At 62.0% G+C, this 25,469-nt stretch carries 25 protein-coding genes and 3 pseudogenes; 19 read left to right on the top strand and 9 right to left on the bottom strand.

Annotated features, from left to right (window positions below; all coding sequences use genetic code 11):
* The first annotated feature begins 30 nt into the window (after window positions 1-30).
* From rlmN to BUB23_RS01890, 14 genes are all read left to right on the top strand, one after another.
* Window positions 31-1,188: a dual-specificity RNA methyltransferase RlmN gene (gene rlmN, locus BUB23_RS01955; protein WP_073101376.1), complete on the top strand. Its 1,158-nt coding sequence runs from the start codon at window positions 31-33 to the stop codon at window positions 1,186-1,188.
* A complete protein-coding gene (locus BUB23_RS01950; RefSeq protein WP_073101375.1) occupies window positions 1,185-1,682 on the top strand; it encodes a helix-turn-helix domain-containing protein in 498 nt (165 codons plus the stop codon). The genes rlmN and BUB23_RS01950 overlap by 4 nt, the downstream gene beginning before the upstream one ends.
* The gene (gene ispG, locus BUB23_RS01945; RefSeq protein ID WP_073101374.1) at window positions 1,679-2,983 is read left to right on the top strand and encodes a flavodoxin-dependent (E)-4-hydroxy-3-methylbut-2-enyl-diphosphate synthase; all 1,305 of its coding nucleotides are present in this window, start codon (window positions 1,679-1,681) and stop codon (window positions 2,981-2,983) included. Before BUB23_RS01950 ends, ispG begins: the two co-directional genes overlap by 4 nt.
* A 22-nt stretch (window positions 2,984-3,005) precedes the next feature.
* Window positions 3,006-4,295 carry a histidine--tRNA ligase gene (hisS, locus tag BUB23_RS01940; RefSeq protein WP_073101373.1) on the top strand — a complete coding sequence of 430 codons (1,290 nt, stop codon included), beginning with the start codon at window positions 3,006-3,008 and terminating at the stop codon, window positions 4,293-4,295.
* 3 nt (window positions 4,296-4,298) lie between these two features.
* Window positions 4,299-4,934 (top strand): YfgM family protein, encoded by a 636-nt coding sequence (locus BUB23_RS01935; protein ID WP_073101372.1) that lies wholly within the window; start codon window positions 4,299-4,301, stop codon window positions 4,932-4,934.
* Window positions 4,935-4,937: 3 nt separating this feature from the next.
* A complete protein-coding gene (gene bamB, locus BUB23_RS01930) occupies window positions 4,938-6,095 on the top strand; it encodes an outer membrane protein assembly factor BamB (RefSeq protein ID WP_073101371.1) in 1,158 nt (385 codons plus the stop codon).
* The gene (gene der, locus BUB23_RS01925) at window positions 6,092-7,537 is read left to right on the top strand and encodes a ribosome biogenesis GTPase Der (protein ID WP_073101370.1); all 1,446 of its coding nucleotides are present in this window, start codon (window positions 6,092-6,094) and stop codon (window positions 7,535-7,537) included. The genes bamB and der overlap by 4 nt, the downstream gene beginning before the upstream one ends.
* Window positions 7,534-8,616, top strand: coding sequence for a histidinol-phosphate transaminase (gene hisC / locus BUB23_RS01920; protein WP_073101369.1), 1,083 nt, complete (start codon window positions 7,534-7,536; stop codon window positions 8,614-8,616). Before der ends, hisC begins: the two co-directional genes overlap by 4 nt.
* 118 nt (window positions 8,617-8,734) lie before the next feature.
* Window positions 8,735-8,971 carry an RNA chaperone Hfq gene (gene hfq, locus BUB23_RS01915; protein ID WP_073101368.1) on the top strand — a complete coding sequence of 79 codons (237 nt, stop codon included), beginning with the start codon at window positions 8,735-8,737 and terminating at the stop codon, window positions 8,969-8,971.
* A 75-nt stretch (window positions 8,972-9,046) separates the two neighbouring features.
* On the top strand, window positions 9,047-10,144 hold the full coding sequence (gene hflX, locus BUB23_RS01910) for a GTPase HflX (protein ID WP_073101367.1): 1,098 nt from the start codon (window positions 9,047-9,049) through the stop codon (window positions 10,142-10,144).
* Window positions 10,119-11,435 (top strand): FtsH protease activity modulator HflK, encoded by a 1,317-nt coding sequence (gene hflK / locus BUB23_RS01905; protein WP_073101366.1) that lies wholly within the window; start codon window positions 10,119-10,121, stop codon window positions 11,433-11,435. The genes hflX and hflK overlap by 26 nt, the downstream gene beginning before the upstream one ends.
* Window positions 11,436-11,444: 9 nt before the next feature.
* Window positions 11,445-12,332 (top strand): protease modulator HflC, encoded by an 888-nt coding sequence (gene hflC / locus BUB23_RS01900; protein WP_073101365.1) that lies wholly within the window; start codon window positions 11,445-11,447, stop codon window positions 12,330-12,332.
* Between the two features lie 212 nt (window positions 12,333-12,544).
* On the top strand, window positions 12,545-13,708 hold the full coding sequence (locus BUB23_RS01895) for an ATP phosphoribosyltransferase regulatory subunit (RefSeq protein WP_073101637.1): 1,164 nt from the start codon (window positions 12,545-12,547) through the stop codon (window positions 13,706-13,708).
* 83 nt (window positions 13,709-13,791) lie between these two features.
* Window positions 13,792-15,087, top strand: a complete 1,296-nt coding sequence (locus BUB23_RS01890; RefSeq protein ID WP_073101364.1) for an adenylosuccinate synthase — start codon at window positions 13,792-13,794, stop codon at window positions 15,085-15,087.
* A gap of 23 nt (window positions 15,088-15,110) precedes the next feature.
* Here BUB23_RS01890 and BUB23_RS01885 read toward each other — a convergent pair.
* From BUB23_RS01885 to BUB23_RS01870, 5 genes and pseudogenes are all read right to left on the bottom strand, one after another.
* A pseudogene (locus tag BUB23_RS01885) lies at window positions 15,111-15,230 on the bottom strand (DUF2274 domain-containing protein); the annotation flags it as partial.
* A pseudogene (locus BUB23_RS01880) lies at window positions 15,227-15,618 on the bottom strand (TraB/TrbI/VirB10 family type IV secretion system protein); the annotation flags it as partial. The pseudogenes BUB23_RS01880 and BUB23_RS01885, both read right to left, overlap by 4 nt.
* A 223-nt stretch (window positions 15,619-15,841) precedes the next feature.
* Window positions 15,842-16,060 carry a tautomerase family protein gene (locus BUB23_RS01875; RefSeq protein ID WP_073101363.1) on the bottom strand — a complete coding sequence of 73 codons (219 nt, stop codon included), beginning with the start codon at window positions 16,058-16,060 and terminating at the stop codon, window positions 15,842-15,844.
* 68 nt (window positions 16,061-16,128) lie between these two features.
* Window positions 16,129-16,388, bottom strand: a pseudogene (locus BUB23_RS27245) (SDR family NAD(P)-dependent oxidoreductase); the annotation flags it as partial.
* A 22-nt stretch (window positions 16,389-16,410) separates the two neighbouring features.
* Window positions 16,411-17,151 carry an SDR family oxidoreductase gene (locus tag BUB23_RS01870; RefSeq protein ID WP_073101362.1) on the bottom strand — a complete coding sequence of 247 codons (741 nt, stop codon included), beginning with the start codon at window positions 17,149-17,151 and terminating at the stop codon, window positions 16,411-16,413.
* Window positions 17,152-17,269: 118 nt separating this feature from the next.
* On the opposite strand from BUB23_RS01870, the gene BUB23_RS01865 reads away from it, so the two are divergent.
* Window positions 17,270-18,214: a LysR family transcriptional regulator gene (locus BUB23_RS01865; RefSeq protein ID WP_073101361.1), complete on the top strand. Its 945-nt coding sequence runs from the start codon at window positions 17,270-17,272 to the stop codon at window positions 18,212-18,214.
* Window positions 18,215-18,368: 154 nt separating this feature from the next.
* Here the strand turns inward: BUB23_RS01865 and BUB23_RS01860 are convergent, their stop codons facing one another.
* From BUB23_RS01860 to BUB23_RS27735, 4 genes are all read right to left on the bottom strand, one after another.
* Entirely contained in the window at window positions 18,369-19,058 is a 690-nt protein-coding gene (locus BUB23_RS01860) for an NADPH-dependent F420 reductase (protein ID WP_073101360.1), read from the bottom strand.
* A gap of 38 nt (window positions 19,059-19,096) precedes the next feature.
* Complete coding sequence (locus BUB23_RS01855) at window positions 19,097-19,864, bottom strand: SDR family NAD(P)-dependent oxidoreductase (RefSeq protein ID WP_073101359.1); 768 nt, start codon at window positions 19,862-19,864, stop codon at window positions 19,097-19,099.
* Between the two features lie 125 nt (window positions 19,865-19,989).
* Window positions 19,990-20,661, bottom strand: coding sequence for a glutathione S-transferase family protein (locus BUB23_RS01850; RefSeq protein ID WP_073101358.1), 672 nt, complete (start codon window positions 20,659-20,661; stop codon window positions 19,990-19,992).
* Entirely contained in the window at window positions 20,582-21,079 is a 498-nt protein-coding gene (locus BUB23_RS27735; protein ID WP_425439508.1) for a DUF427 domain-containing protein, read from the bottom strand. The genes BUB23_RS01850 and BUB23_RS27735 overlap by 80 nt, the downstream gene beginning before the upstream one ends.
* Here BUB23_RS27735 and BUB23_RS01840 point away from each other — a divergent pair.
* The 4 genes from BUB23_RS01840 to dnaG all read left to right on the top strand — a co-directional run bounded on the left by BUB23_RS01840 (window position 21,061) and on the right by dnaG (window position 25,243).
* Window positions 21,061-21,972 carry a LysR family transcriptional regulator gene (locus tag BUB23_RS01840; RefSeq protein ID WP_073101636.1) on the top strand — a complete coding sequence of 304 codons (912 nt, stop codon included), beginning with the start codon at window positions 21,061-21,063 and terminating at the stop codon, window positions 21,970-21,972. The two genes, BUB23_RS27735 and BUB23_RS01840, sit on opposite strands and share 19 nt — an antisense overlap.
* Before the next feature lie 453 nt (window positions 21,973-22,425).
* The gene (locus tag BUB23_RS01835; protein ID WP_073101635.1) at window positions 22,426-22,965 is read left to right on the top strand and encodes a phosphoribosyltransferase; all 540 of its coding nucleotides are present in this window, start codon (window positions 22,426-22,428) and stop codon (window positions 22,963-22,965) included.
* A gap of 136 nt (window positions 22,966-23,101) precedes the next feature.
* Window positions 23,102-23,314 carry a 30S ribosomal protein S21 gene (gene rpsU, locus BUB23_RS01830; RefSeq protein WP_073101356.1) on the top strand — a complete coding sequence of 71 codons (213 nt, stop codon included), beginning with the start codon at window positions 23,102-23,104 and terminating at the stop codon, window positions 23,312-23,314.
* Window positions 23,315-25,243 (top strand): DNA primase, encoded by a 1,929-nt coding sequence (gene dnaG, locus BUB23_RS01825; RefSeq protein ID WP_073101355.1) that lies wholly within the window; start codon window positions 23,315-23,317, stop codon window positions 25,241-25,243.
* The last annotated feature ends 226 nt before the right edge of the window (window positions 25,244-25,469 follow it).

Raw genomic sequence — 25,469 nt, 5'->3', positions numbered from 1 at the left:
GATAACGCGTCATTCATTGCGCCAAAGTTTATGTCATCCACTGAATCCATCAACCTTCTTGGCCTCGATACCGCCGCGCTGACCGACCTGGTCGGCCAGTGGGGCGGCAAGCCTTTCCGGGCCAAGCAACTGCAGCGCTGGATCCACCAGCGCGGCGTGGATACGTTCGACCAGATGACCGACCTGGCGCGTGAATTCCGCGGGCAACTGACAGAGCACTGTTCGATTCATGCGCCGGTCGCATCAATCGAACAGCGCTCTACCGACGGCACGCGCAAGTGGCTCTTCGATGTGGGCAAGAACAATGCGGTCGAGGCGGTTTTCATACCGGAAGACGACCGCGGCACCTTGTGCATTTCCAGCCAGGCGGGCTGTACCGTGGCCTGCCCCTTCTGCTCCACCGGCTACCAGGGCTTCAACCGCAACCTGACGACGGCCGAAATCATAGGCCAGCTCTGGTATGCCAAGCGCGCCCTGCAGGCCGATCCGCCCAGCGCCCGTATCGGCGAGGGCGCGCCGGCGGCGACCGAACCGGCCCGCGTCATCAGCAATGTCGTGATGATGGGCATGGGCGAACCTCTGCTCAATTACGACCAGGTGCTGGGCGCCTTGCGCCTGATGCTGGACGACAACGCTTACGGCCTGTCGCGGCGCCGCGTCACGGTGTCCACCTCGGGCGTGGTGCCCATGATGGATCGCCTCGGCCGCGACTGCCCGGTGGCGCTGGCGGTATCCCTGCATGCCCCCAACGACGCGCTGCGCGACAAGCTCGTGCCGCTGAACCGCAAGCATCCGCTGGCCGAACTGCTGGCGGCGTGCAACCGGTATCTCGAATATGCGCCGCGCGACTTCATTACTTTCGAATACATCATGCTCGACGGGGTCAACGACACCGACCAGCATGCGCGCGAATTGATTACTATTGCAAAGCAGGTGCGTTGCAAATTCAATTTGATTCCATTTAATCCTTTTCCGCAGTCAGGCCTGACGCGTTCGCCCGCGACCCGCGTGCGTTTGTTCGCTCAGCGTCTCATGGATGCCGGTCTGGTGACAACCGTACGCAAGACGCGTGGTGATGACATTGCCGCTGCCTGTGGGCAGCTGGCAGGCGATGTCAAAGATCGCACGCGCATCAACGAGCGTTTGCCTGACCGTGCGACCATCGCTATCAAACAGGAGCGTGGATGACTCAACCCTTACTGAAAGAATCTCGGCTCGAAGTCGTGCCTCCCCCTTCCGTCCCCAGCGGGATCGGGGCTACGCTGCGCAGTCTGCGCGAAGCCCGGCGCTTGTCGCCCGGGGAAGTCTCCGCGCGCCTGAAGTTCACCAGCCGCCAGCTGGAGGCGCTCGAAACCGAGCAATGGGACCGCCTTCCCACCGGTGTTTCCCTGCGGGGCTTCGTGAAAAACTATGGCCGCTTCCTGGAAGCCGATGTCGACGCATTGCTGGTCATGCTCGATAGCCAGGTGGGCTACACCGCCGCCAAGCCGGTCGCCATTTCGCGCGCCGGCTCCCTGGGGCCCGCCGACCTGCCCATCCATGGCGAGCCGGTGCACCGCCCCTGGGGCTGGCTCATCATCATTCTGGTCTTATTGTTTGTCGCCGGTTTTTACGCCATTGAACGCGGCTGGGTGCCCGATTCGTGGCTGGTATTCGACTGGCTCAAATCCCTGAAGAAATGAACGACACTCCAGGCAGCATTCCGGCCAGCCATTCCTTGCCTGTCGGCGCCGCCGGGCGCCGGCCGACACGGTCGGCCATCGTCAGCTGGGGCGGCAAATCGGTGCGGATCGGCGGCAACGCCCCGGTGGTGGTGCAGTCCATGACCAATACCGATACGACCGACGCCGTCGCCACCGCCATTCAGGTCAAGGAGCTCGCCATGGCGGGCTCCGAGCTGGTGCGCATTACGGTCAATACGCCGGAGGCTGCGCGCGAGGTTCCCGCCATACGCGAACAGCTGGACCGCATGAATATCGCCGTGCCGCTGGTGGGCGATTTCCATTACAACGGGCACAAGCTGCTGGCCCAGTTTCCCGAATGCGCGCAGGCCTTGTCCAAGTACCGCATCAATCCGGGCAATATGGGCGGGGGCAAGAAGCGCGACGACAATTTCGCGCAAATGATAGAAATTGCCTGCCGCTACGATAAGCCGGTGCGCATAGGCGTCAACTGGGGCAGCCTGGACCACGAACTGATGGCCCGCATGATGGACGACAACAGCCGGCGCCAGCAGCCATGGGATGCGCAGGCGGTGATGCGCGACGCCCTGGTGGTGTCGGCGATCAGCAATGCGCAGCGCGCCGAAGAACTCGGCCTGCCGCCCGACGCCATCGTGCTGTCATGCAAAGTCAGCCATGTCCAGGACCTGATCACGGTATACCGGGATCTTTCCTTGCGTTGCGACTACCCGCTGCACCTGGGCCTGACCGAGGCGGGCATGGGCAGCAAGGGGATAGTGGCCTCCACGGCGGCCCTGTCCGTCCTGATGCAGCAGGGCATAGGCGACACCATACGCATTTCGCTCACGCCCGAGCCGGGCGGGGACCGCCGCCGCGAGGTCATCGTCGCCCAGGAAATCCTGCAAAGCATGGGCCTGCGCGCATTTACTCCCATGGTGGTAGCATGCCCGGGTTGCGGGCGCACCAGCAGCACCGTATTCCAGGAACTGGCCGACAGCATACAGACGTATTTGCGCGAGCAGATGCCCGTCTGGAAAAGCCGCTACCCCGGCGTCGAAACCATGAATGTCGCGGTGATGGGCTGCGTGGTCAACGGGCCGGGCGAAAGCCGGCACGCCGATATCGGCATCAGCCTGCCCGGCACCGGGGAAATCCCGTCGGCGCCGGTGTTCGTCGATGGCCAGCGCACCGTGACGCTCAAGGGCGACGGCATCGCCCACGAATTCCAGGCGATAGTCGAGCAGTATGTCGAGCGCCGCTATGGCGCCGGCCATCCGGATAACTACAAGGGGCGGGGCTAGCCCGCGGGAAAACAAGAATTCTATGACGCAGTCGTTTCAAAAAGTCCGTGCCCTGACCGGCATGAAAGATGTATTGCCCGATAGCAGCGCCCAATGGGAAGCGCTCGAGGCAACAGTGCGCGAATGGCTCGCCAGCTACGGCTACCGCAATATGCGCACGCCTGTGCTGGAACAGACCAGGCTGTTCGCGCGCGGCATAGGCGAAGTCACCGACATCGTCGAAAAGGAAATGTATACCTTCACCGATGCCCTGAATGACGAACAGCTGACCATGCGCCCGGAGTTCACGGCCGGCATGGTGCGGGCGACCATCGAACACAATATCCTGTACGACAGGCCGCAGCGGGTGTATGCCATGGGGCCGGTGTTCCGCCACGAAAAACCGCAGCGCGGGCGCTATCGCCAGTTTCATCAGGTCGACGTCGAAGCCCTGGGCTTTGCCGGGCCCGACGTCGATGCCGAACTCATCGTCATGCTGTCGCGCCTGTGGAAAACGCTGGGCCTGAACGACATCCGGCTCGAACTGAACTCGCTGGGCCAGGCCGACGAGCGCGCCGCGCACCGCGCCGCGCTGGTCGCCTACCTGGAACAGCACAAGGACGTGCTCGACGAGGAAGCCTTGCGGCGCATGTACACCAATCCCTTGCGCGTGCTCGACACCAAGAACCCCGCCATGCAGGATATGGCCGACAACGCGCCACGCCTGTTCGATTTCCTGGGCCGCGAATCGCTGGACCATTTCGAAGGCGTATGCGAACGGCTGCGCGATGCCGGCATAGACTACCGCCTGAACACGCGCCTGGTGCGCGGCCTGGACTATTACAATCTGACTGTTTTCGAATGGGTCACCGACAGGCTGGGCGCGCAGGGCACGGTTTGCGGCGGCGGCCGCTACGACGGATTGATTGAATTGCTGGGCGGCAAGGCGGCGCCGGCGGTGGGCTTCGCCATCGGCGTTGAACGCCTGCTGGATCTGTGCTCGCAGTCGGGCGAGCAGGCCGCGCAGCCCGAATGCCAGGTATACATGATTCATCAAAGCCCCGAGGCGCAGCGCCTGGCCGCGCAATTGGCCGAATCGCTGCGCGATGCGGGCCTGCGCGTGATCGTCCATGCCGGGTCCGCGGGCTTCAAGTCGCAGTTCAAGCGCGCGGATGCCAGCGGCGCAACCGTCGCGGTCATCCTGGGGGCCGACGAACTCGCCGCGCGAGCGGCAAGCGTCAAATGGTTGCGGGAACAGGGCGGGCAAGATCAGCCTCAGCAAGAGACGATCGCGCTCGATCGCCTGGTTACAGAATTGAAATTAAAGGTTTAAGGCATGGCATACGATTTGGAAGAGCAGGAAAAGCTGGATGCGCTGCGCGCATGGTGGGACCGCTACGGTACGCTGTGCGCCATTCTGATTTTCGTCATCGTGGCGGGAATAGTCGGCTGGCGCGGCTGGCAATGGTACGAAGGCCACCAGGCCGGGCAGGCCATGGGCTACTTCGAAGCGCTTGAAAGCGCGACTGCGCAAGAGGGCGATGACGCCGTGGCGCGGATCAAGGCCGCCAGCAGCACTTTGCGCAGCGATTTTTCCGAATCCGGCTATACCTCGCGCGGCGTCCTGGTCGCGGCCAGCGCCTTGCAGGAACGCAAGGACCTCGATGGCGCGCGCGAACAACTGGAATGGCTGACCAGGCACAGCACCGATATCGCGCTGGTTTCGCTGGCCAAGCTGCGCCTGGCCGGCGTGCTGCTGGAACAAAAGCAGTACGATCAAGCCTTGGCCCAGCTGGACAATGCCCCCGCGGCGTTCGCCGGGCTGTATGCCGACAGGCGCGGCGACATCCTCCTGGCGCAGGGCAAGGTGGCCGACGCCAGGTCGGCGTGGGAAAGCGCATTGAAAGAACTTGGGCCGGATCCCGTGGCGCAAATCGTCCGATTGAAAATTGATGCATTAGGTGGAGCCTGATTTATGCAGATAACCCTTGCCCGTCGTGTTTTGCGCAGCACCGTGCTGGCGCTGGGCGTAGCCGCCCTGGCCGGATGTTCCATGTTTTCCAGCAAGAACGAGCGCTACGATCCGGCTCCCCTGACTGAATACGCCGCCGGCGTTTCGGCCAATGTGGCGTGGTCGGCATCCATAGGCAGCGGCGGCGGCTACGGCTTCATTCCCGTCCTGGTCGGCGACGCCGTTTATGCCGCCGCGCCCAACGGCGCGGTCAGCAAGGTGGAGCTTGCCTCGGGCCGCGTGCAGTGGCGCGGCGACGCCAAAACCAATCTCACGGCCGGTGTAGGCTCGGACGGGAACATCACGGCGGTCGCCGCGGCCGACGGCACCGTCGTGGCATTCGACGACACCGGCGCTGAAAAATGGCGCGCCAAGGCCACCAGCGCCGTCAACATTCCTCCCGCGGTCGGCGCCGGCGTAGTGGTGGTGCGCAGCAGCGATTACCGCATCCAGGCCTTCGACGAAGCCAGCGGCGAGCCGCGCTGGAATATCCAGCGCCCCGGTCCCGCCCTGGCGCTCAAGACCAATATGCAGATGGTCATCCTCGACGGCCTGGTGATTTCCGGCCTGCCCAACGGCAAGCTGATGGCCATCAATGCCGCCAACGGCAGCGTGCAATGGGAGGGGACGGTCTCCGTTTCCCAGGGCGCCACCGACCTGGAACGCATCAGCGATGTGGTCGGGACGCCGCAGATGCAGGGGCCCTTGCTGTGCGGCGTGACCTACCAGGGCCGGATGGTGTGTTTCGACGTGTCGCAGGGCGGCCGCCCCATATGGGAACAGAACTTCTCCAGCAACACCGGCATGACCACGGATACCCAGCAGGCTTACGCCGCCGACCAGCGCGATGTGGCGCGCGCTCTGGCGCTGGCCGATGGGCATGAAGTCTGGAAACAGGAAGCGCTGCGCAATCGTCGCCTGTCTTCGCCGGCGGTCGTTCCGCAGGCCGTGGCATTTGGCGATTTTGAAGGCTATGTGCATTTTTTATCGCGTACCGACGGCAAGCTGCTGGGTCGCGTGCAGGTCGGTGGCGACGCCATTACGTCGCCATTGCTGGCCACCAATCGCGGTGTGCTGGTGCAAACAGGTAATGGCAATCTGGTTTTGGTCGGTGTCAATTGAATAGTGTTACTTTTAAACCGGTAGTGGCCCTGGTGGGCCGCGCCAACGTGGGCAAGTCCACGTTGTTCAACCGGATCACCCGCTCGCGCGCGGCCCTGGTGGCGGATTTCTCCGGGCTGACGCGCGATCGCCACTACGGGGAAGGGCGCGTCGGCAATCATCCTTTCATCGCGGTGGATACGGGCGGTTTCGAGCCGGTCGCCAAGGACGGCATCCTGCTCGAAATGGCGCGCCAGACCCAGCAGGCGATTGCCGAATCCGATGTGGTGATTTTCCTGGTCGATGCGCGCGCCGGCGTCAACGCCCACGATCACGAAATCGCGCGCTTGCTGCGCAAGACGGGGCAGCGCGTGCTGCTGGCGGTCAACAAGGCCGAAGGCATGCGCTATGGCTCCGCCGCGTCCGAATTTCACGAACTGGGCCTGGGCGAGCCGCATCCCATTTCGGCCTCGCATGGCGATGGCGTGGTCGACCTGATCGAACTGGCCCTGTCCTACCTGGACAAAGAAGGCGGCGCTCCCGGCGCCCAGGCCGAGGAAACCGTTCTCGACCTGGACGAGGCCAATGCCGCCTTCGGCGACGACGAAGAAGAAGGGGTAGAGGGCGCGGAAGGCGAGGCCGGCGCGCACCAGCACCGCATCAAGCTGGCCATCGTCGGGCGGCCCAATGTCGGCAAGTCCACCCTGATCAACACACTCCTGGGCGAAGAGCGCGTTATTGCCTTCGATATGCCGGGCACCACGCGCGACGCCATCGAGATCGACTTCGAGCGCGGCGGCGTGGCGTATACCCTGATCGATACGGCGGGCCTGCGCCGCCGCGGCAAGGTATTCGAAGCGGTCGAGAAATTTTCGGTCATCAAGACCCTGCAGGCCATCGAAGCCTGCAATGTGGTGTTGCTGATGCTGGACGCGCAAACCGAGATTTCCGACCAGGACGCCCACATCGCCGGCTTTGTCCTGGAAACGGGCCGGGCGCTGGTCGTGGGCATCAACAAATGGGACGGCCTGGACAGCCATCAGCGCGAAGTCATACTGCGCGATTTCGAGCGCAAGCTGCGTTTCCTGTCCTTCGCCAAGATGCACACGATTTCGGCCTTGAACGGCCAGGGCGTCAATGCCCTGATCAAATCCGTCAATACGGCGCATGCCGCGGCCTTCGCCAAGCTGTCCACGCCCAAGCTGACCCGCATCCTGCAGGCCGCCGTCGAGCAGCAGCCGCCGCCGCGCAAAGGCATCTTCCGGCCCAAGATGCGCTATGCGCACCAGGGAGGACAGAACCCTCCGCTCATCGTCATCCACGGCAATGCGCTGGACGCCATTTCCGATTCCTACCGCCGGTACCTGGAAACCCGTTTTCGCACCACCTTCAAGCTCGAAGGCACGCCTTTGCGCATTGAATTCAAATCCTCGCACAATCCATACGCACAGGGGGCGCAGTGAGCCGTTTCTGGAGTGATCACGTCGTTAATCTGGCGCCATATACGCCTGGCGAGCAGCCCAAAATCGCCGACTTGCTCAAGCTCAACACCAACGAACATCCGATGGGCCCGTCGCCGCTGGTCCTCGAGGCCATCAGGGCGGCGGCCACTGACAGCCTGCGCCGCTATCCGGACAACGAATCCACGGCCTTGCGCGAGGCGATCGCCGCGCTGCACGGGCTGGACGCGCGCCAGGTGTTTCCCGGCAATGGCTCGGACGAAGTGCTGGCCCATATTTTCAACGGTCTGTTCCGGCGCGGCGACAGGCCCTTGCTGATGCCCGACGTGACCTACAGCTTTTACCGCACTTATTGCCGGCTGTACGACATCCCTTGCCGCACGATTCCCCTGGCCGAGGATTTTTCCATACGTGTTTCGGACTACACGGCGGGCCACCCGGCGCAGCCCGCCGGCATTATTTTTTCCAATCCCAATGCGCCCACCGGCATCGCGCTGGGCCTGGCCGACATCGAAGCCATCGCCAGCGCCAACCCGGATGTGCCGGTGGTGGTCGACGAAGCCTATGTCGACTTCGGCGCCGACTCGGCGGTGGCCCTGCTGGAGCGCTGCGGCAACATCGTCATCGTGCAGACATTCTCCAAGTCGCGTTCCCTGGCCGGCTTGCGCGTGGGTTTCGCCATGGCCAGCCAGGAAATCGTCGATGGCCTGGTACGGGTCAAGGACAGCTTCAATTCCTATCCTCTGGACACGGTCGCCCAGGCGGGCGCGATCGCGGCGCTGCGCGACCAGGCTTATTTCGACCAGGCCCGGGAAGCGATCATCGAGACGCGGGAGTACCTGACGCAACAATTGGCTACGCTCGGATTCGAAGTTTTACCCTCGCGCGCCAACTTCGTTTTCGCCCGCCATCCTGAGCACGAGGGGGGGGCGCTGAGCCGCGCCCTGCGGGCCCGCGGCGTGCTGGTCAGGCATTTCAGCCTGCCGCGCATCGAGGATTTTTTGCGCATTACGGTGGGAACTCGCAGCGAATGCGAGCGTCTATGTAATACCTTGTCCGAAATATTCTTGAAAACCCATTAGAATTACGCGCACAGAGGCTGTTTTGGTCCGCAGTGCTCGTGCGCATTCAGGGAAAACCCTGTACAGTAGATCCTTTCACCAAATTACTTTAAATAACAACATAATTGGAGCCTAGCCAATGAGCAATAAAGGGCAAACACTACAAGATCCGTTTCTGAATGCATTACGCAAGGATCACGTGCCCGTATCGATTTACCTGGTTAACGGAATCAAGCTGCAGGGGCAGGTTGAATCTTTTGATCAATATGTCGTTCTATTACGAAATACCGTTACCCAAATGGTATATAAACACGCAATTTCCACCGTCGTTCCCGCAAGACCCGTCGTCTTCCAAGTGGATGAGCCTTCTGAGTAATCTTGCGCTTCATCCTGTTCGCGAAACACCCGCCGTGTGCCTCGTGCCGGCGGGTCTTTCGTTTGGGGCCTCGTCATGAGGGCCCTGATCATCAACGTGGACCTCGGCAAGCCTGATTACCAGGCCCATGCCGACGAATTCCTCATGCTGGCCAAAGGCGCCGGGGCGCAGATCGTCGGAACGGTGGTGGCGCGCCGCGCCCGCCCGGATGCCGCCCTGTTCATCGGCACGGGCAAGCTGGACGAGGCCGTGCTGGTGGCCGACGAGGCCGACGCCGAAATCGTCCTGTTCGACCAGCCGCTGACGCCGGGCCAGCAGCGCAACCTTGAAAAAGGCTTCAACCGCCGCGTGGTGGATCGTGTCGCCCTGATCCTGGACATTTTTGCGCTACGCGCCAAAAGCCATGAAGGCAAGCTGCAGGTTGAACTGGCCCAGCTGCAGCACCTGTCGACGCGCCTGACCCGAATGTGGTCCCACCTGGAGCGCCAGCGCGGCGGCATCGGCATGCGCGGGCCGGGCGAGGCCCAGCTGGAAATGGACCGCCGCATCATAGGCGACAAGGTGCGCCTGCTCAAGGAACGCCTGGAAAAGGTGCAGCGCCAGCGCACGACACAGCGGCGTTCGCGTTCGCGCGGCAGCATTTTGTCGGTGTCCCTGGTCGGCTATACCAACGCCGGCAAATCCACCTTGTTCAATTCGCTCACGCGGGCCGGCGCCTATGCCGCCGACCAGTTGTTCGCCACCCTGGATACGACCACGCGCCGCATCTGGATCGAAGGGGCGGGGCAGGTGGTCATATCGGATACGGTGGGTTTCATACGGGATCTGCCCCCTACGCTGATCGCCGCCTTCCGCGCCACCCTCGAGGAAACCGTGCAGGCCGACCTGCTGCTGCACGTGGTGGACGCGTCCAGCCCGCAGCGCGACGAACAGATCGCCGAAGTCGACAAGGTGCTGGTCGATATCGGCGCCCACGAAATTCCGCGGATACTCGTCTATAACAAAATAGACGAAGCCGGGTACGAGCCGAGGGTGGAGCGCAACGAACATGGTACGATTGCACGAGTTTTTGTGAGCGCTCTGAAGCGCGCCGGTTTAGATGGTTTGCGTGGGGCAATTGTCGAATCAGGTCAAATCGCGGGAAATAATGCGTCAAATATCGAAAATGTTTAATCTGAATGATCCTGGCTGGGGCCGTGGCAACAATAACGGCTCTGAACCTCCCCGTCGGCCCAAGGGCGACGGTCCTCCCGACCTCGATGAGGTCTGGCGCGATTTCAACAGCCGTCTCGGCTCCCTGTTCGGGCGCAAGCCCAAGCGCGGCGGCAACAAGTTCGGCGGCGGCGGCGACAATGGCTCGGGCAGCGGCGGCTTGCCACAGCTGCCCAAAGGCTCGCCCAAGCTGGTCGGCATCATCGTCGTCATTGTCATAGGCCTGTGGCTGGCCAGCGGCTTCCTTATCGTCCAGGAAGGCCAGGTCGCCGTGGTGACCAAGTTCGGCAAGTACACCAAGACTTTGCCTCCCGGCTTGCAATGGCGTCTTCCCTATCCCATAGAAAACCACCAGATGGTGAATATTTCGCAACTGCGCACCTTCGAGGTTGGCTACCGCGGCACGGCCCGCAACAAGGTGCTGCCCGAATCGCTCATGCTGACCACCGACGAGAACATCGTCGACCTGCAGTTCGTGGTGCAGTACCGCCTGATGTCGACCGGGGCGCCCGATTACCTGTTCAAGACCAGCCAGCCGGACGAGTCCGTGCGCCAGGCGGCCGAAACCGCCATGCGCGAGATCGTTGGCAAGAAGCCCATGGACTTCGTGCTGTACTCCGGCCGCACCGAAGTGGCCACCGAAGTGCAGAAGCTGGCGCAAAACATTCTGAACCGCTACCAGACCGGCATCCAGATCAGCACCGTGGCCATCCAGAACGTGCAGCCGCCCGAACAGGTCCAGGCGGCTTTCGACGATGCCGTCAAGGCCGGCCAGGACCGCGAACGCCAGATCAACGAAGGCAACGCCTATTCCAACAAGGTCTTGCCCGAAGCGCAGGGCCAGGTGGCCCGCATGGTCCAGGAAGCCGAAGGCTACCGCGCCACGGTGATCGGCGACGCGCAGGGCGATACCTCGCGCTTCACCAGTGTCGAGAGCGAATTCGCCAAGGCGCCCGACATTACCCGCGAGCGCCTGTATTTGTCGACCATGCAGGAAATCCTTGAAAACAGCAGCAAAGTCATGATCGACTCGCAAGCCAGCAATAACATGTTGTATCTGCCTCTGGATAAAATCATGCATCAAGCGGCCGGCGCACGCGCCAGCTCCAGCAGTTCGCCCGAAAACACCGCCGCGGCGGCCGCCGCCGCCGCGCAGCCGCCCAAAGCGGCCAGCACTCCTGCCAAACCCCGTACGCCCGACACCAGCGCTTCCGCCAGGAACTCGCTGTTGACGAATCCGTATTCACGCTAGGAGGCCATGATGCAACGTTTTTTCCCCGCTTTAGTCGGCCTGGTCATAGTCCTGGCGATACTTTCTTCCTGCGTGTTCGTGGTGCGCGAACGCGACGCGGTCCTGGTCTTCACCCTGGGCGAGGTGCGCAACACCATCACCGAACCCGGCCTGTATTTCAAGTTCCCGCCGCCTTTCGAAAACGTGGTGCGCCTCGACAAGCGCCTGCAGACCATAGAAACCAACGATCCGGAACGCATACAGACGGCCGAGAAGAAAAACCTGCTGATCGATTCTTTCGTGAAGTGGCGCATTGCCGATCCGCGCCTGTTCTACGTCACCTTCGGCGCCAACGACCGCGCCGCGGTCGAACGCCTGCAGGCCCAGATCCGCGATGCGCTGAACGCCTCGGTCAACGTGCGCACCGTCAAGGAAGTCGTCTCCAACGAGCGCGACACCATCATGAGGGAAGTCCTGACCACGGTCGAGGCCCGCGCCAAGCCCCTGGGCGTGCAGGTGCTGGATGTCCGCCTGCGCCGCATCGACTTCGCGCCTGAAATTTCCGAATCGGTGTACCGCCGCATGGAAGCCGAGCGCAAGCAGGAAGCCAACCGCCTGCGCGCCACCGGCGCCGCCGACAGCGAACGCATCCGTGCGCAGGCGGACCGCCAGCGCCAGGAATTGCTGGCCAAGGCCTATGCTCAAGCCCAGGGCATCAAGGGCCAGGGCGACGCGACGGCCGCGGCCCTTTATTCCGAAGCCTATGGCAAGAACCCCGAGTTCTACGGCCTGTACAAGAGTCTGGAAGGCTATCGCGCGGCGTTCTCCGGCTCCAACGACACCCTGGTCCTGAGCCCGAAATCCGACTTCTTCAAGTTCTGGAATTCACCGGACGGGGCCAAGCCGGCCACGCCGTAAGGTTCCCGCCCCGCGGTCCCGTTCAGCCGGCCCGCGGCGGCTGTGCCGCGGGCCGGGCCGGCGGCCGCCCGGTTTCCTTATTCGATTCTATCGTTTATACTATCGCGTAAGTTTTGTTTAACTTTTTACCGCAAGCGACTTGGCGGGCTTACGCCCCAGGTCGCTTTTTGTTTGGCAGTGCCTTTTGCAATGGTATTTTTCAGGGCCGCATGATGTCCAATTGGTTGTTGCCAGAAAGTCTGGCCGATATTCTGCCCGCCGAGGCGCGCCGCATCGAAGAGCTGCGGCGCAATTTGCTGGACCTGTATCGCACGTACGGCTTCGAGCTCGTCGCTCCGCCCTTGGTCGAATACATTGATTCGCTGCTTTCCGGAACCGGCGGCGCGCTCAATCTGCGCACCTTCAAGCTGGTCGACCAGCTTTCCGGGCGCACGCTGGGCGTGCGCGCCGACATCACGCCGCAGGTGTCGCGCATCGATGCCCATTTGCTCAATCGCGAAGGCGTGACCCGTTTGTGTTACTGTGGTTCGGTATTGCACGCGCGGCCGGCCGGCTTGCTGTCCGATCGCGAGCTGCTGCAGATAGGCGCCGAGATATTCGGCCACGCCGGGGTTGAAGCCGATATCGAAATCCTCGAACTGGCGCTGGAAAGCGTCAAGCGGGCCGGCGTCAGGAAAGCCCGCCTGGACCTGAACCATCCGGGCGTGGTCAGGGCGGTGATAGACTCCGACCCCGCGCTGGCCGGGGCCGCCGACGATATCTCCGAACTGCTCAGCACCAAGGATGTGCCCGCTTTGGCGGCGCTGGGCGACAGTGTGCCAGGCATACGGCCGGCCACGGTGCGGGCCCTGCTGGACCTGGCCTCGCTGTACGGCGGCACCGAAGTCATCGCCAAGGCCCGCCAGGCGCTGCCGGCCTTGCCGGCGCTGCTCGCCGGGCTGGATGACCTCGAAACCCTGGTCCGCGCCTTGCCCGCGCACGAGTTCAGCATAGACCTGGCCGATATGGGCAGCGGCTATGGCTACCATTCCGGCGTGGTTTTTTCCATTTATGCCGAAGGCTGGCACGACGCGCTGGTCAAGGGCGGGCGCTATGACGGCGTGGCCAAGGCCTTCGGCCGTTCGCGGCCCGCCACCGGCTTCAGCCTGGATCTGCGCAAGCTGTCCTCCGGCCTGCCGCCGGCGCAAGTCGCCAAAGCCATACGCGCCCCATGGGGCACAGAGGCGGCCCTGGTCGCCGCCTTGCGCGAACTGCGCGACGCCGGCGAGATCGTTGTGCAGGTTCTGCCGGGGCAGCCGCATCGCCTGGACGAATTTACCGTTGATCGGGAACTGGTTCTGGATAACGGTGCATGGAAGGTAAGGGCGGTCCAGTAGTCCGCGCGGTCGGATAGCTGTATCGCATGGTTTAAACCTGCTTTGGCCTTGGGTCCCGGGCCGAAACTTTTTTGATACGTAACATGAGCAAGAATATTGTAGTGATCGGCACCCAGTGGGGTGACGAAGGCAAGGGAAAGATCGTGGACTGGCTGGCCGAGTCGGCCCAGGGCGTGGTGCGTTTCCAGGGCGGTCACAATGCGGGGCATACGCTCTGGATCAATGGCAAGAAAACCATTCTTCGCCTGATCCCGTCCGGCATCATGCATTCCCACGTCATCTGCTATATCGGCAATGGCGTCGTGCTGTCTCCCGAAGCGCTGCTCAAGGAAATCGCCGAACTGGAACTGGCGGGGCTGGACGTGCGTTCACGCCTGCAGGTATCGCCGGCCTGCCCGCTGATCCTGCCCTATCATATCGCCGTCGACCAGGCGCGCGAAGCGCGCAAGGGCGAAGGCAAGATCGGCACGACGGGCCGCGGCATCGGCCCCGCCTACGAAGACAAGGTCGCCCGCCGCGCCTTGCGTGTGCAGGACCTCTACGATCCGGCCATTTTCGATGAAAAGCTCGCCGAAGTCCTGGATTTCCACAACTTTGTGCTGACCCGCTACCTGGGCGGCAATGCGGTTTCGGCCGACGAAGTGCGCGACCAGGCGATGGCCCTGGCGCCAGAGCTCAAGCCCATGGTGGCCGACGTGTCCAGCAACCTGCATATCGCCCAGAAGACCGGGCACAAGCTGCTGTTCGAAGGGGCGCAGGGCGCTTTGCTCGATATCGACCACGGCACTTATCCTTTTGTCACCAGCAGCAATTGCGTGGCGGGCGCGGCATCCGCCGGCGCCGGCGTCGGGCCCCAGTCGCTCGATTACGTGCTGGGCATTGCCAAGGCCTACACCACGCGTGTCGGTTCGGGCCCATTCCCCACCGAATTGCTCGACGACACCGGGGCGCGGCTGGCCACGGTCGGCAAGGAATTCGGCTCGGTCACGGGGCGTCCGCGCCGTTGCGGCTGGTTCGACGGCGCCGCCATGAAGCGCTCGGTCATGATCAACGGCATCTCCGGGCTGTGCATCACCAAGCTCGACGTGCTCGATGGCGTCGAGCAGATCAAGATCGGCGTGGGCTATCGCTACAAAGGCGAATTCCTCGACGTGCTGCCCTATGGCGCGCACGCCGCGGCCGAAGCCGAGCCCGTCCTGGAAGAAATGGCGGGCTGGAGCGAATCCACCGTCGGCGTGACCGAATACGACAAGCTGCCGGTCAATGCGCGCCGCTACCTGGAGCGCATCGCCGAAGTCTGCGATGTCGCCATCGACATGGTTTCGACAGGTCCCGACCGCCTGGAAACCATCGTGCTGCGCCATCCTTTCAAGGGATAGCCCAGGTTGTTCACCTCGCGGCCTGCATGCAGCGCGGCGTAGCGGTCCAGGTCGGCTTTCAGGCTGGCCGGGGAGGCAAAAGTCAGTTTGATGCTTTCGGTCTTGGGCAGCGGCCCGAGCCGCAGCCTCTTGCTCGTACTCATTGCGAAGCTCCTCGATTGAAGAACAGCGGCTGGTAGGGCCGCAGCACCAGATCGCGGTTGATGATGATTCGCACCTGCAGGCCCGGCCGCCCGGTCAGCGTCGGCTGAATGTTCATGTTGCGCCGGGTTATCTCCTGGCCGACCTGATTGATGCTGTCCTGCGCGCTGTCTCGCCCGGCGATGACGATGCGATTGCCGTCCTGGCGGTTCTCCGCCGCGGCCAACTCGGCGCCGACGCCAGCAGCGTGGCCGGCGCCGCGACGGCGAAGATACGAGCCCAATGCCAATCCACGTCATCCTCCAGCCCGGCGTAGCCGGCCGGATCGGAGTCCACGAGCTTGTCGAGCGTCAGCGAGGACGTGTCGGGCAGGATGATCCGGTTCCATACTTCACCCTTTGACGGATGCTCAAACGAGAGTCCGATGCGTAGGATTCGCCTCAGCCGACATCGCTGGCAACGTCGCGTAGAAATCGTTCATTGGAAAGGGAGTGCATCGATATTTTTGAATTCTTCATGGAATACCTTCGGCAGTGTTGTTCATCGACACTACCGAGGCCGCATCGCTCCAACACTGTGCGCTGGATCGACGCGCCTCCGGCATCCGGGTGGGTTACTTCCCTTTTGGAGGCAATCCCATTTTTTCGAGCGTCAGCGTCTCGTCGGCGCGGCCCCAGCCGCCGTCTGCGACCTCCTCGACAAGGACCATGGTGAATGGACGGACTTTCTCGCCGAAGTACTCGACGAACATCGCCGTGGTGCGATGAATGATCTCCTCTTTGCGGGCATGGTCCAGGATCCCTTCCGGGAATTTGTAGTTTGCAAATGGCATAAATTGACTCCATTGGTTGTGAAGCGGGATTGAAGAGACGAGGAGAGGTCAAGAATGCTGGACGCCTCTCTGCCTTGCTTGCGCAACTGCGGAAGCGCGGCACGGTCGACCTGCTGTGTGCCAAGCACGTCGACGTCATAGAGCTGGGCGTATTGCTCGGGGGTGAAGCCTCTGCGGCATCGAACACCATGTGCCCGGCATTGTGCATCACCACATCCAAGCGTCCCTGCTCGGCAACGACCTGCTGGACGGCGGCATCGGCAAGTGCTCGGGCACTCATCGCGCCCAACCCGCTGGACGCGCCGGTGGTCAGAATGGCTTGGCTCATGGGTCTCTCCGCAAGTTGGTGTTCAAGCGAAGCCGCCATTAGCGCGCAGCACTTGCGCATGGACCCACGCACCATCGGGGCCGGCCAGAAATGCCACTACCCGTGCGATGTCTTCCGGCGTTCCCAGGCGCTCAAGCGGCGCCACTTTGGCGATCTGGTCGATTTGCTCCAGTGTTTTGCCATCAAGGAACAATTCAGTGCCGACCGGTCCCGGCGCGACCGCATTGACGGTGATGTCGCGGCCACGGAGTTCGTTGGCCAGTACACGCACCAGGCCCTCTACCCCGGCTTTGGACGCGATGTACGGGCCATAGTTGGGGAAGGACTTGGCAATCACGCTGGTCGACAGCGCGACGATGCGGCCGCCCTTGCCGACGTTCACGGCGGCTTCGGCGAGCACCAGGAACGCGCCTCGCAGATTGGTGGAGATCACCTTGTCGAAGTCGGCCAAGCCTCGCGGGGCGATTGGCGCCATGGGCATGATGCCCGCGCAATGCACCACCACATCGATGTGGCCGAACTTGCGCTTCGTCTCTGCAAACAGCATTGCCACGTCATCGGGATCGCTCACGTCGCCTTGAATGGCGACCGCTTTGCCCCCAGCAGATTCGATCGCGGCGATAGATTCCTGCGCCTTCGCCGCATTCTTGGCGTAGTTGACGACGACGGTAAAACCGTCAGCGGCGAGACGAATGGCGATTGCGCTGCCTATGCCCCGCGAACCGCCCGTCACGATTGCTACTTTTTCGTTGATTTCGCTCATGAAAGCTCTCCCTCTATGTAAGGCGCATGACCATGGAGTGGATTATTATTGTTTTTAGCTGGACAATAAAGCGTCATATATTGGCAATAGAATTCAACATGGAACAACTATACTGACCATGGATCGTTTCGACTCCCTCCGGCTTTTCGTCCGCATCGTGGAAATGAGCAGCTTTAGCCGCGCTGCAGCCGTGCTCGAAATTCCTCGGGCGACTGCCACACATGCCATCAAAGAGATGGAGGCCAGGCTAGGTACTCGGCTGCTGGAGCGCACAACGCGCCACGTGCGCCCGACACTCGACGGACAGGCGTTCTACGAGCGGTGCGTGCATGTGCTCAGTGAACTCGACGATGCCGAGTCATCGTTGCAGCACGTCGCATCGAACCCACGAGGAGTGCTGCGAATAGATATGCACGGGACACACGCAACGAAAATCGTCTTGCCCAGAATTGACGATTTCCGGGCACGCTATCCGGGCATCGAGCTGGTCGTGAGCAGTGGAGACAGGTTGGTCGATCTTGTTCGAGAGGGCGTCGATTGCGTCATCCGGGCAGGGAACCCTCACGATTCTTCTTTGGTCGCCCGGCGCTTGGCCGTCATGCCGCAAGTTGTCTGCGCCAGCCCGGACTACCTCGCCTACTTCGGAACCCCCCGTCACCCAGACGAACTCTCGGCGCATCAGGTGGTGAAGTTCTTTGCCAGCAGCGGCGCTGTGAGCTACCCGTTGGAGTTACTGATCGATGGCCGGGTCAAGGAGTTCGTGCTTGACGGATGGATGTCGGTCAACGATGCGGAAAATTATGTTGCCTGTGCGCTGCGCGGCTGTGGCCTGATTCAGCTTCCGCGCTTTCACGTCGAAGACGAGCTTCGTGCTGGACGATTGGTTGAAGTGCTTGGAGCTTGGGACAGTCCCAATTTGCCACTGGCAGCCCTGTACCCGTCGCAGCGTCAGTTGTCACCGCGAGTTCGTGTGTTTATTGATTGGCTCGGCAAGCTGTATGAAGAAAAGTTTGCGCCGCGATGTCCGGTCGCTTCACGTCCTGCACCTTCATCCGGCCCATGATCGGGATGATGTTGCGGTCGATGACGGCCCAGTGGCCGCGCTGCGTGCATGACCATGCATCGGTCCAACCCGCTTCTGCCACGATGCCGTCTGACAGCGCGACGCGCATCTGGCCATGGAAGCCATTAGCCGCCGCCTTCACGCTGTCGCGCGCCTAAACAGGCTTCCCAATGCTGCTGTTCGGTGCTGCGCGAAGTTCCGGCTTTCGCTCGGGGCTCGCTATGGAAAGCGCTCTACGGACGCCTTCTGCATCGAGATTGGCGGCATACACCGGTGTGCCAGGCTGTTGCCCCCAGGACTCGTCAAGCCGGCCAGCGTCGATACCGTCAAATCCGAGCTCGTCGAAGAGGCGCATGGCCTTTGCTTTGTGGGCCTCATCGTCGCCGGAGACCGGTAATGCGATACGGCCGGGCGCGCCCGCTGGTTTGCCCTCATCAAGAAGACTGCGCCAGTGCAAGGTGTTGAGGGCCTTCAACACTGGCCGTCCAAGTTGATTTGCCACCCAACGGCTTTCGGACATCCCCTCTTCGATCGCATCGATCCGGCCGTCGCGCTCTTGGGGATAATAGTTTCCGGTGTCTACGACGACGATATCGGGACTGACGCCGTCGAAGAGGTCCCTCGGCAAATCCGGAATCCTGCACACTGGTATCGTGACGAAGACGATTTCGCCGCTGCGGGCTGCCTCATGGACGGTTACCGCCGTGGCGCCGCTCTCGGCGGCAAGTTCCGCGAGCGAAGCCGGTCCGCGCGAATTGGCGATGAAAACCTTGTGGCCCAACTTCGACAACCGGCGCGTCAGTGTACCGCCAATGAGCCCGGCCCCTATGATTCCGATATCCATGACATGGTCCTCCGGAGGGTTAGACGATCCCGGCGAGGTCAGAGCCTGTAGCCGCCGCTCGCTTCGATCACCTGGCCGGTCACCCAACGACCGTCGTCCGAAGCCAGGAAGGCCGCGACCGCGGCGATGTCCGAGGGTTCTCCGAAGCGTCCCAGTGCGGTGTCGGCTTCGATGCCCTTCACCATATCAGCGTTCTCACGGACGGCGGCGTTCATGTCTGTCCGCGTCCAACCCGGCGCCACGGCGTTCACCGTGATCCCGCGCGATCCAAGCTCCATGGCGAGCGCATGGGTCAGGGTGTTGATGGCCGCCTTGGCCGCGGAATAGATCGCCGCCGCCGGTTGCGGACGGGTGGAAAGACCCGACGAGAGGTTGATGATGCGTCCTCCATCGGAGAGACGGCTCAGCGCCGACTGGACCATGAAGAAAGGCGCTCGGGCGTGCACGGCGACGATGGCGTCCCAGGCGTCCGGCGTCGCATCGGAAAGACCCGCCCAACCCGGATTGCCTGCATTGTTGACCAGAATGTCGAGCGCCTTGCCGCCTGTCCGTTCAGCAAGCTCGCGATCGAGCTCGTCGAACAAGGCCGGGATAGACCCGGCGTCGAGGAGGTCCGCCTGCAGCGCAAACGCGGCGCCGCCCGCCTTCCCCATGGCCGCGACCGCTTCCTCGGCGCCCGCGCGGCTGGCGTTGTATGTGATCGCGACGGTCGCGCCGTCGGCCGCGAGCCGTTCAGCGATTGCCCGACCGATACCGCGCGATCCTCCTGTGACGAGCGCGGTTTTCCCATGGAGGGCTTGCGACATAAGAATCTCCTTCGTTAGGTGAAATGCGATTTCTGTGACTTTGGGGATATGCTTCGCGGGGGTTCCGGCGATGTGTTCGCGCAGGATTGGGCCGGGGCGCGCTGGCCAGACGGAAAGCCTGAAGCTCACAACTTCACGCCGACGCTCTCCAGGAAGCTGTCCATGCGGTTGTCGACCTCGGCCTTCGTCTCCGCCCACTCGGGGACCGACTGGAGGAGATTGTCGTGCCAGGCCATGAGGTTCGGATAGTCCCGGAGGGGAGGCTTTGAACGATCGATCTGGGAGAAGGGCCCCGCAATATCGAAATCAGCAAGGGTCAGAGCTTGGCCAACCATGAACTTGCGGCCTTCAAGATGCTGGTTGAGCACCTTCGCTGCGGCGCGAAACTTGCCCTCGGCGAACGCGATCACCGGTTCGTTCTTCGATAGGCCCATGACCGTCTTCCCGACCCGCTCATCGAAGAGGGTGGTTGCGAAGATGCGCCATTGCTCGCCCGACCAGAACATCCACTGAAGGACCTGAAAGCGATCTTTCTCCGTGGTTCCGACCAGCAGCGAGTCTACCTTGTTAGCCAGATAAAGATTGATCGCGGCGGCCTCATAGAGAATGAAATCGCCATCTTCCAGAACCGGCGTCAAACCGTGGGGATTGAGACGTGATTTGAACTCGTCGGTCTGGCTTTCGCCCTTAAACAGATCGACGTTCACGCGCTCAATTTCAATGCCCATGATCTTCGCGGCGGTGGTCACGCGACGCAAGCTGCCCGAGCCGGGATCGCCGTAAATCTTGATCGTCATAACTATTCCTTTCAGTTGGAGGCCCATGACCGGGCGGTCGAACGAAGATTCTCATATTTCTCCTGAGAATGATATTGACACTTACCGAATACCATCTATTCTGTATTGGAATTGATCGATATATTGCGTGCGTGGTGGGTTGTGGCTTGGTCAGTAAGCTCGATCGACACCCAGTCGGATAAAAAGCAAGACAGCCGGAGGTGTTGCCAACCGCTACGAAGGGTGTCTCGCAGGTCCAGGTGCTGGTCAGCCCGGACTCTCCGAGGACCGTTATGCTGTAGTCGTTTTCTTCACCGTTGTAAGGGCAATAGGTAATGTACTGTGAGCGCTCAAGGAGCGACATGTCGATGTCGCGAAGTGGTACATGTATGTCTTCTGTTCTTCTACGGAATGAAAGTGGTGGATAAATTAGACGCAATGCGGATGTTCGTGCGCGTCGTCGAAAGCGGAAGCTTTTCGCAGGCAGCGCGGGACCTGAACGTCACGCAACCGACAGTCAGCAAACAGCTCGCTGCGCTCGAAGCGCGGCTAGGGACGCAACTCCTCGCGAGAAATTCGCGTGCCCTGGCCGTGACGCCCGCAGGACAGGATTATTACGAGGCCATCGTCCGTATTCTTCAGGATCTCGACTTCGTCGAAGAGAGAGTCCTTGAAGGGCAGTCGGCCCCCTCGGGGCTGGTTCGCGTGACCCTCTCGCCAGCATTCGGGAGGATGTTCGTGATTCCCCGGCTAGCGGAATTTAGGAACCGTTTCCCTGACGTCGCGATCGAGATGGAAGTCTCCGGGCGGCACGTTGACCTGATCGAGGAGAGAATAGACGTCGCGATCCGTATCGGCCGGCTTTCGGATTCAGCACTCGTCGCCCGACGCATCGGCGACATGCGGATGATAACCCTAGCCTCCGCCGGCTATATTGCCCAATACGGTACGCCGCAAACGTTAGACGAACTACGCACCCACCAGCGTATCAGCTATGTCTACCAGAGAGATATCATCGGGTGGGATTTCCATGTAGATGGCCGGCAGGTCACGGTCGACGGTGGAGGAGCGTTCCGCACGAACGACGCCGAGCATGTCCGCGGCGCGGTCCTCGCGGGACTCGGCATCGCCCAACACGCGAGTTGGTTGTTCACGGATGTGCTGGCCTCCGGCGAGGTTGTACGTATTTTGGAGCAGCATGCGCCGCCGCCCTTTCCGATCAACGCTGTTACCGTTGCCGGACGGCGCATGCCCTCCCGGGTGAGGCAATTCATCGATTTCCTCGCTGCGATTTGCGCCGAGGAGCCGGAATTAAGGATAGGCGACGGCTAGCCCGTCATGGAGCGGACGGCTCCGGGTTGGCCCTGCACAGGAGGACACTGAACAGGCCCTTGTCGTCGCTGCAGTCGGCCATTGGCAACATCCCGCTGCGCGCAGCAACAAGGTACGGGCCGAGAAGTCTTATCCGAATTGGCAATGTCGGTCGAGTTTCGGAAAGCACCGGCATATGTTGAACTCGCCCAAGTTATTGATAAACCTGCTGTATCGGGCCTTGGCGTAGTCCAGCGAAGTACCGGGCTGGAGTCATCGTGAAACAAAAAAGCCCCCACGCTTCACCGCTTGCGCGGCTTGCCATCCGCCTCGCGGCCTGCACGCGGCCCGGCGGCAACAGAAACTCCGTATTCATCAATGAATCCGGAGTTTTTCCAATTCCGGCTTTTCGCCCGCCGGCTGCCGGTTTATCATTATGGGCTTTCAACAGTAGCCCGGGGGAACCATCGCCTTATGAACAATCCAAGCACCGACCGCGACCATTGGGTCAGCTGGGATCAATACCATGCGCTGATCGAGCGCCTGGCCTTGACGGTTCACGAATCGGGCTGGCATTTCGACAAAATCTTGTGCCTGGCGCGCGGCGGCGTCCGCGTCGGCGATGTGTTGTCGCGCATTTACGACGTGCCGCTGGGCATTCTGGCCACCAGCAGCTATCGCGAGGCCGCCGGCACGCAGCGCGGCGAACTCGATATCGCCCAGTTCATCACCATTACCCGCGGCACGCTGGATGGCCGCGTTCTGCTGGTCGACGACATGGTCGATACCGGCCTGACTTTCGGCCGGGTCCGCGACCATCTCCTGTCCCAGTTTCCCGCCATTACCGAGCTCAAGACGGCCGTGCTGTGGTGGAAGGGCCATTCGCAATCCACACCGGATTATTTCGTGGAAAAGCTGCCGACCAATCCCTGGATACACCAGCCTTTCGAGGACTACGACAGCATACGGCCCCATCAACTCGAGGCCTGGGTGCGCAAGGGTGTCCGCAACTAAGTTTCCGCCAGGCGCGCCCGGTGCGTGGCTGGCATCCGCCTGATGGCCGATAGGGCGCGCGAATGCGGTTTTCGTGCTAAACTCTTAGGTTGTCGTTAATACCCACTAATTTATAACCTGCAAGGCTTAAGATTACATGCCTATCGTTCGTCTGAAAGAAAACGAGCCGTTTGAAGCCGCACTGCGCCGCTTCAAGCGCACCATTGAGAAAATCGGTCTCTTGACTGAACTGCGCGCGCGCGAATTTTACGAAAAGCCCACGGCAGAACGTAAACGCAAGCATGCTGCGGCCGTCAAGCGCCACTACAAACGCATCCGCAGCCAACAACTGCCTCCGCGTATGTATTGATTGATACCTGAATCATTTGTTCAGGATCTCCTCGCCCGAGTAGATGTTGTTGACGTCGTCGGGCGATATGTACAGCTGCGCAAGGGCGGGGCCAATTTACTTGGCCTGTGCCCGTTCCATAACGAAAAAAGCCCCTCTTTCACGGTAAGTCCCAGCAAGCAGTTTTATCACTGCTTCGGTTGCGGGGCGCATGGCAGCGCCATCACTTTCCTGATCGAACACACCGGCGCCAGTTTCCCCGAGGCGGTTCGCAGCCTTGCGGCCAATGCCGGCATGACCGTGCCCGAAGAGCCGCGCAGCCCCAGGCAGCGCGCCGCCGACAAGACGCGCAAAGAAGAAGTGTCGCGCCAGCAGCAGATACTGGACATGGCCCAGGCGCACTACGTGCGCGAGCTCAAGGGTTCGCGGGGCGCCATCCATTATCTGAAGCAGCGCGGCCTGTCCGGCGAGACGGCCGCCAGGTTCGGCCTGGGCTGGGCCGGCACGGACCGGCGCGGCCTGTCCGCCGTATTTCCCCTCTACGAAGACCCCCTGCTCGTCGAGTCGGGCCTGGTCATCGAAGCCGAAGACGGCCGGCGCTACGACCGCTTCCGCGAGCGCATCATGTTTCCCATACGCAACCAGCGCGGGAATCTGATCGGTTTCGGCGGGCGCATCATAGGCAAGGGCGAGCCCAAGTACCTGAATTCGCCTGAAACCCCGCTGTTTTCCAAGGGCCACGAGCTTTACGGCTTATGGGAAGGGCGGGCCGGCATACGCAGCGAGGGCTATGTGCTGGTGGTCGAAGGCTATATGGATGTGGTGGGGCTGGCGCAGCACGGCCTGGCCAACGCCGTCGCCACGCTGGGCACCGCCACGACGCCGTCGCACATACAGAAGCTGCTGCGCGCGAGCCATAAAATCGTGTTCAGCTTCGACGGCGACAAGGCGGGCCGGCGCGCCGCCTGGCGCGCCTTGAACACCTGCCTGCCGCTGGTGCGCGACGATGTGTCGATGCGCTTCCTGTTTCTGCCGCCCGAGCACGATCCCGACTCGTATATACGGGAATACGGCGCCGAAGCGTTCAAGGCCACGGTGGCCGAAGCGATGCCATTGTCGCGCTTCATGCTGGACGAGCTTGCTTCCCATCATGCCATGCATGAGGCGGAAGGGCGCGCGGCCTGCGTGCATGAGGCCAAGCCGCTGCTGGTCGCGCTTCCGGAAGGGACGCTGCGCGTCCAGATAGAGCGCGAATTCGCCAAGCTGGTATTGCTGACGCCGGAAGAGCTCAGCCAGATGCTGGCGGAGGTTCCCGCGCCGGCGCCGCCTGATCCGGGAGGCCGCAAGACGGGGGTCTCCCGGGCCGATGCGCCGGCGGCGGGCGGGGGCGACGCGGAGCCTCCCGGTTTCATGGATGCGCCCATGTTCGAGCCGGACGACTATGGGTCCTACGATGGCGCCGATGAGGCGCCCGAGCCCTACGCCCGGCACAAGCCGGCGGCGGGGCGCGGCAGCAAGGCGCGCACGGTCACGCCCATGGCCAAGCGGCTGCTGCGGCTGTTGCTGGCCCATCCGGAACTGGTTTCCAGCCTGGGTGATCAACAGCTTGAAATTCTGGAACATGGCCCCCATTTAGTCTTGGTAAGAGACCTGATCGCCCTGGCCAATGCCAGCGGCGCCCGCCATGCGGGGGCTTTATTGCAGGCCGCCGAGCCCGGTTCCGACTTGGAAGGCGTGCTGGCTTCGATCAGCCCGGAGCTGTTGGCCCAGGAAGATCTGCCCGATCCGCAGGCTGAATGGCACGATGCCATGCGGCGCATAGAGCTCGATGCCATCAAGGCCGAGCAGCTGGCGCTGGTGGGGGCGGGTTTGAAAGATGATGTTTCCCGAAAGAGGTATCACGAACTGACGCGACGAATTGCCCTGCTAAGTAGTGCTTCTTCGCGTTGAGTGCTGTAAAATAGAGAGTTTTCGCAACGCCTAGGCATGTATTTGCATAATAATGGTGTTTGAGACCGGCTAGCCCCCTTTGCCTTGCAACGAATCGCGTCAAGGATTATTTTATACGGGCTGCTATGGTCGGCATCAGCGTTACCCGCGGCACATGCCCATTCTTTGCGATAAGTAAGTTCTGCCCTGCAACACTCGTTGGCCGATGGCTGACCGAGTGCTTTTG

The sequence above is a fragment of the Pollutimonas bauzanensis genome (genome assembly GCF_900129885.1).
GTDB lineage: Bacteria > Pseudomonadota > Gammaproteobacteria > Burkholderiales > Burkholderiaceae_B > Pollutimonas > Pollutimonas bauzanensis.
This window is presented reverse-complemented; position numbering and strand designations above follow the sequence as displayed.